The organism is Pseudomonas sp. NMI760_13 (assembly GCF_021283245.1).
In the GTDB taxonomy this organism is placed as follows: domain Bacteria; phylum Pseudomonadota; class Gammaproteobacteria; order Pseudomonadales; family Pseudomonadaceae; genus Aquipseudomonas; species Aquipseudomonas peradeniyensis.
The window spans coordinates 88586-94880 of the sequence record NZ_JAJSRC010000028.1; the positions used below are offsets into that span (position 1 = coordinate 88586).

The following is a 6295-nucleotide window of genomic DNA, read 5'->3' on the forward strand; positions in this document are numbered from 1 at the left end:
CAATCGCCCCACTGACGAGGTGTCTGCTTGATTAGGGTCCTGGTGGTCGACGATCACGATCTGGTGCGTACCGGCATCACACGCATGCTGGCCGACATCGACGGGCTGCAGGTGGTGGGGGAGGCGGACTCCGGCGAGTCCGCCCTCAAGCTGGCCCGTGAGCTCAAGCCGGACGTGGTCCTGATGGACGTGAAGATGCCAGGGATCGGTGGTCTGGAAGCCACGCGCAAGTTGTTGCGCAGCCATCCGGACATCAAGGTGGTCGCGGTGACCGTGTGCGAGGAATACCCGTTCCCCACCCGCCTGTTGCAGGCGGGTGCTGCGGGCTACCTCACCAAGGGTGCCGGGCTCGACGAAATGGTCCAGGCGATCCGCCTGGCCTTCGCCGGCCAGCGCTACATCAGCCCGCAGATTGCCCAGCAGCTGGCGCTCAAGTCGTTCCAGCCCCAGGGCTCGCCGTTCGATGCGCTGTCCGAGCGGGAAATCCAGATTGCGCTGATGATCGTCGGCTGCCAGAAAGTGCAGATCATCTCTGACAAGTTGTGTCTGTCCCCCAAGACCGTCAATACTTACCGTTATCGAATCTTCGAAAAACTCTCGGTCACCAGCGACGTCGAACTGACCTTGCTGGCCGTCCGCCACGGTATGGTCGACGCAAGTCTGTAAGCACACCTCATGTCACAACCTTTTGATGCAAGCGCGTTCCTGGCGACCTGCAGCGGTCGCCCGGGCGTGTACCGGATGTTCGACGCCGAGGCCCGGCTGCTGTACGTGGGCAAGGCCAAGAACCTCAAGAAGCGCCTGGCCAGCTATTTCCGCAAGACCGGGCTGGCGCCGAAGACGGCTGCCCTGGTGGGGCGCATCGCCCAGGTCGAAACCACCATCACCGCCAACGAGACCGAGGCGCTGCTGCTCGAGCAGACGCTGATCAAGGAATGGCGACCGCCCTACAACATCCTGCTGCGCGACGATAAGTCCTACCCGTACGTGTTCCTGTCCGACGGTGAGTTCCCGCGCCTGGGCATCCACCGCGGCGCGAAGAAGGCCAAGGGCCGCTATTTCGGCCCGTACCCCAGCGCCGGCGCCATCCGCGAGAGCCTGAGCCTGTTGCAGAAGGCGTTCTCGGTACGCCAGTGCGAGGACAGCTACTACGCCAACCGCACCCGCCCGTGCCTGCAGTACCAGATCAAGCGCTGCAAGGGACCGTGCGTGGGGCTGGTCGCCGCCGAGGAATACGCCGAGGACGTGCGCCACTCGGTGATGTTCCTCGAAGGCCGCAGCCAGCAGCTGGGCAACGAGCTCAGCGCCGAGATGGAAAAGGCCGCCATGGCCCTGAACTTCGAGAAGGCCGCCGAGCTGCGCGACCAGATCGCCCTGCTGCGCCGGGTCCAGGACCAGCAGTACATGGAGGGCGGCTCCGGCGACGTCGACGTGGTGGCGGCCTTCGTCAACCCGGGCGGCGCCTGCGTGCACCTGATCAGCGTGCGTGGCGGCCGGGTGCTGGGCAGCAAGAACTTCTTCCCCCAGGTGGGCATCGAGGAGGAGGTGGCCGAGGTCATGGCCGCGTTCCTCTCCCAGTACTACCTGGGCAACGCCGAGCGCGAGCTGCCGGGCGAGCTGATCGTCAACGTGGTGCACGACGACTTCGCCGCCATCAGCGAGGCGCTGCAGACCCTGCGCGGCCGCGAGATCAGCATCAGCCACCGGGTGCGCGGCACCCGCGCGCGCTGGCAGCAGTTGGCGGTGACCAACGCCGAGCAGGCCCTCAACGCCCGCCTGGCCAACCGCCAGCACATGGCCGCGCGCTTCGAGGCGCTGGCCCAGGTGCTCGACCTGGACGAGGTGCCGCAGCGCCTGGAGTGCTACGACATCAGCCACTCCAGCGGCGAGGCCACCGTGGCCAGCTGCGTAGTGTTCGGCCCCGAAGGCCCGCTCAAGTCCGACTACCGCCGCTTCAACATCGAAGGCGTCACCGCTGGCGACGACTACGCGGCCATGCACCAGGCCTTGCAGCGCCGCTATGGGCGGATCAAGGACGGCGAGGGCAAGCTGCCTGACGTGCTGCTGGTGGACGGCGGCAAGGGCCAGCTGAACATGGCCCGCGACGTGATGCAGGAACTGGGCTTTGCTGACCTGACACTGCTGGGGGTGGCCAAGGGCGTTACCCGCAAGGCCGGTTTCGAGACCCTGTACCTGAACGACGTGGCCCACGAGTTCACCCTCAAGGGCGACTCGCCGGCCTTGCACCTGATCCAGCAGATCCGCGACGAAGCCCACCGCTTTGCCATCACCGGCCACCGCGCCCGGCGCGGTAAGGCCCGGCGCACCTCGAGCCTGGAGGACGTCGCCGGGGTTGGGCCCAAGCGCCGTCGCGACCTGCTGAAACATTTCGGCGGCCTGCAGGAGCTCAACCGCGCCAGTATCGACGAAATCGCCAAAGCCCCCGGCATCAGTAAAAAGCTTGCCGAGTCGATTTATGCCAGCCTGCATAGCGAGTAGAATGCCGGGTTCAACTCGCAGCCAGTCGTACCGATGAATATTCCAAACCTGCTCACCGTTCTACGCGTCCTGCTCATCCCGATCTTCATCCTGCTGTTCTATGTGCCCTATCACTGGAGCTACATGGCCGCCAGCACGGTGTTCGCCATCGCCGCCGCCACCGACTGGCTCGACGGCTACCTGGCGCGTCGGTTGCAGCAGAGCACCCCGTTCGGCGCCTTCCTCGACCCGGTGGCCGACAAGCTGATGGTCGCCGTGGCCCTGGTCCTGCTGGTGCAGGTGCACGCCAACTTCTGGCTGACATTGCCGGCGGCGGTGATCATCGGCCGCGAGATCGTCGTCTCGGCGCTGCGCGAGTGGATGGCCGAACTCGGCGCCCGCGCCCACGTGGCGGTGTCGAACCTGGGCAAGTGGAAGACCGCCGCGCAGATGCTGGCGCTGGTGATCCTGCTGGCCAACCCGCCGCTGCTGACCTTCTGGGTGGTGCTGGGCTATGGGCTGCTGCTGGTGGCGGCGGGCCTGACCCTGATCTCGATGGTGCACTACCTGCTGGCCGCCTGGCCGCACCTGCGCGAAGGTTCGGAGCAGAAGTAAAAGTTTTTTTGAATCAAGGGGTTGACGCCGTTCTGGAAATCGCTAGAATGGCACCCATCACGACGCGGGAATAGCTCAGTTGGTAGAGCACGACCTTGCCAAGGTCGGGGTCGCGAGTTCGAGTCTCGTTTCCCGCTCCAGATTCGATCCACAGTGCGTCGCTGGGATCACAAAGAAGAGGCCGAAAGGCCTCTTTTTTTGTGCCTGGGATTTGGTGGTTGCAGGTTCATGGCGTCTCTTGCCCCAAGGCACAAGCACCTGTCAGTCGAGAAGCCACCCCGAGTCCCCCTCGACAAGCGTGCCACCATGACTGGTGCGATCGCCCTGGCGTGCAACGCACTTGCCATCGATGAGAAAGTGCGTGGCCCCCGTTTCGATCAGCGCCCCACAGCTGATACGGTCCCCGACCCGGGCAACGGGTTTGCCATTGAACTGATAGGTTTCACAGCCGGTTTCCACCACACCCGCGCCATGCAGCGGGCACTCGTGCAGGTGGCCTACAAGGACGACTGGTTTCATGTGGGTTCTCCTGCAGGGCCAGTACGGGATTCACGGTCTATCGCTTCCGGCCATTGCACCCTGGGGGCCAATCGGCGAATGGGGGTGAGTTCGAAGTCATTGTCCCAATCGCGGGGTGGGCGAACGAAGGTGGGAAGGGCGTTGGGGCCCTGTTGCATGAAGAGTCTGATGATCTCCCAGTATTGCTTGCCATCCTCAAGGTCATGACTGAAGAACAGGCGGTCGATTATTTCGTTGGTACCTGTCTTGCGTACGGCGATGACGATATTCTCAACGAGTCCGCCGTTGCCCATCGGCGCATAAAGGCTATAGACCTCGGCGATGAGGTCGCTCCAGTTATAAACGACAGGGCGTACCCCCCAGTGCTTTTTGCTGAATATTCGAACCTTGTCTTGCTTGTATTCGTAAAAGTAAACTTTTTGTCGTAGTCGGTTGAAGCGGATCGGCTCGTCGCGCGGTAGTTCAGCGTCTAAGCGTACGATAGGAATGGTCAACCAATATATAGCTGTCAGCGCGGTTAGGCTTATTATGGTGAAATCCAGTTCAATTCTCACCCTTTCGAATGCCGTTATGTATATTAAAGATAGTATTGGTAGTAGCCCTGTCAACAGAACTATGCTTCCGCCGATGAGGCCGATGCCTCTAACTCTTAGTGTGGATCTGGGTACTTCCATGTAGGTTTCATTTATTTTGTTTGGCGTTGGGGGGAGCACGACTGCGTTGAGATTTTGTGTGGGCTTTTCATTGGGTAGAGGTAGATTGTATTTCCACCCTAGGCCCCGGTGAGGTAGCGTATTGTTATTAATGGTCATTGACAGAGTTCCATGAATTCCTGATGGGCTGTACACGCAATCGATCTCACGTGGGGTCTCCTGTGGGACCGGTACGGGACTCTCGGTCTATCGCTTCCGGCCATTGCACCCTGGGGGCCAGTCGGCGAATGGGGGTGAGTTCGAAGTCATTGTCCCAATCGCGGGGTGGGCGAACAAAGGTGGGAAGGGCGTCTGGGCCCTGTTGCATGAACAGTCTGATGATCTCCCAGTATCGCGTTCCAACCTCGATATTATGGGTAAGGAAGAGACGGTCGATAATTTCGTCGGCACCTGGTTTGCGGACTGCGAAAAGAACTTTTTCGACGACTCCACCATTACCCATGGGGGCGTAGACACTACAGACTTCGGCGGTAAGATCTTTCCAGTCGTATGCCACAGGGTGGATCCCCCATTTTTTTCGGCTGAACACGCTGATGCGATCAAATCTATATTGATAGAAGTAGACTTTCTGGCGTGAACGGTTGAAACGTATTGGTTCGTCGCGCGGTAGTTCTAGGTCTATACGGATATAGGGTATAATTATCCAGCATAATGCAATTATAATTAGATATCCTAGAAGGATGAAGTCTGTGTTTATTTCGCTGCTATTTGTGATTGAGTCATAGATGAACGGTAAGTTTGCTAGAAGGATAAGTAGTAATGTTGCACTTCCGCCGATGCTGCCAAGGCCTCTGGTGCTCAAAGTTGCTCTGGATACTTCCATGTAAGTGTCATTTATTTGATTTGGTGTGGGCGGTAGCAGAGCCGGGTTGAATGATTGGGGTGGTTCTTCGGTGGGAAGAGGTAGGTCATACTTCCAGCCAATGGGGTGGCGAGGTAGATATTCATTGGTTTTGGTCATTCGTTGATCGCCTGGATTTCTAAGTGTGCATAGGCCTCTGGGGAATTACGATCTGGCCAGTAAGTGACGTTTAAAGTTGCAGTCTGTATGCTGTGCCTGCCAAGGCTTGGGGTGAGTTCTATATGTCCGTTTATGAACTCGGTGGTAGTGGAGCCCCCGGAGCGCAATACTGCAGATTTTTTACTGGTTTTTTGGCTGAGGGTATCTGCTCTGTAGTCTTTAACTTTGTGAGAGGGGCGCGACGACGGCTTTTTCTGTGAAGTTGGCAGTGGGTGTAAAACCTCATGGGACCCTGAGGCGATTGTTTCTCCGCTTGTGTAGTTGGACGGAACCCCATCGCCATGTCGATGAACGGTCAGGGACCAGTGATAGCTGTAGCTGGAGGCATTAATGTTGGGGAGGAGGATCTTGAATGTCAGCTTTTGTTCGGTGGCCGCTTGGGCAATCCATCCGATTTTAGCCGTGAGCGTGGGGTCGGCTCTTTGGGTTTCGAAATTCAGACCCGCTTCAACACCTAATGTGGCGGCGTTTAATGCTGCAAAAGCGATATCCGCATGTTCGGGGTATTCCCAATGAATGGCAGGGCTTTCATTGGCTTTGCCGAAATAACACCGCCTTGCCCAACGTTCTATTGGGCTCGATTCTCTGTTTGCTGCCCAATTGCTAGCACCGTACGCAGCCGTAGCAAGGATGATTGCTATGCCTAAAGGGCCTATCAGTACTGGACTAAATACTGCATAGACGGAATAAAATGCTCCGGCAATCGATAGTGCTACTGTAAATTTATAAGCGTACATGGCGCTTTCGTCCCCGTTCGCCCATGTTCGCTTTAAGGCAAAGACCGCTTGCGCCGTATCGTAAATACCGGCTACGGCCCCCATGACGGCACCTATCCTGACGGTTGCCCGCCCCATCTTGATGGTCGTGACCGCCCGTGCCGTCCCCGCAGGTGTCATGGGTATCCTGGTGTTGATCTGCGTGGCGCCGGTCCTGATGATCAAGCCCAGCG

The 6295-nt window shown here is 58.9% G+C and carries 6 protein-coding genes, 1 tRNA gene and 1 pseudogene; 4 read left to right on the top strand and 4 right to left on the bottom strand.

What is annotated here, in order from left to right; genetic code table 11:
* Positions 1 to 27: 27 nt before the first annotated feature.
* The 4 genes from gacA (at position 28) to LU671_RS23480 (ending at position 3233) form a co-directional block, all read left to right on the top strand.
* The gene (gene gacA / locus LU671_RS23465) at positions 28 to 666 is read left to right on the top strand and encodes a response regulator transcription factor GacA (RefSeq protein WP_232857045.1); all 639 of its coding nucleotides are present in this window, start codon (positions 28 to 30) and stop codon (positions 664 to 666) included.
* 9 nt (positions 667 to 675) lie between these two features.
* Positions 676 to 2499, top strand: a complete 1824-nt coding sequence (gene uvrC, locus LU671_RS23470; protein ID WP_198745421.1) for an excinuclease ABC subunit UvrC — start codon at positions 676 to 678, stop codon at positions 2497 to 2499.
* 33 nt (positions 2500 to 2532) lie between these two features.
* Positions 2533 to 3093: a CDP-diacylglycerol--glycerol-3-phosphate 3-phosphatidyltransferase gene (pgsA, locus tag LU671_RS23475; protein ID WP_028692524.1), complete on the top strand. Its 561-nt coding sequence runs from the start codon at positions 2533 to 2535 to the stop codon at positions 3091 to 3093.
* A gap of 64 nt (positions 3094 to 3157) precedes the next feature.
* Positions 3158 to 3233 (top strand) — tRNA-Gly (locus LU671_RS23480).
* 121 nt (positions 3234 to 3354) lie between these two features.
* Here LU671_RS23480 and LU671_RS23485 read toward each other — a convergent pair.
* From LU671_RS23485 to LU671_RS23500, 4 genes and pseudogenes are all read right to left on the bottom strand, one after another.
* Positions 3355 to 3612 carry a PAAR domain-containing protein gene (locus tag LU671_RS23485; protein ID WP_186734712.1) on the bottom strand — a complete coding sequence of 86 codons (258 nt, stop codon included), beginning with the start codon at positions 3610 to 3612 and terminating at the stop codon, positions 3355 to 3357.
* Entirely contained in the window at positions 3609 to 4424 is an 816-nt protein-coding gene (locus LU671_RS23490) for a DUF6708 domain-containing protein (RefSeq protein WP_232857046.1), read from the bottom strand. Before LU671_RS23490 ends, LU671_RS23485 begins: the two co-directional genes overlap by 4 nt.
* A gap of 46 nt (positions 4425 to 4470) precedes the next feature.
* Positions 4471 to 5286: a DUF6708 domain-containing protein gene (locus LU671_RS29475; RefSeq protein WP_269806799.1), complete on the bottom strand. Its 816-nt coding sequence runs from the start codon at positions 5284 to 5286 to the stop codon at positions 4471 to 4473.
* A pseudogene (locus tag LU671_RS23500) lies at positions 5283 to 6295 on the bottom strand (hypothetical protein); the annotation flags it as partial. The gene LU671_RS29475 and the pseudogene LU671_RS23500, both read right to left, overlap by 4 nt.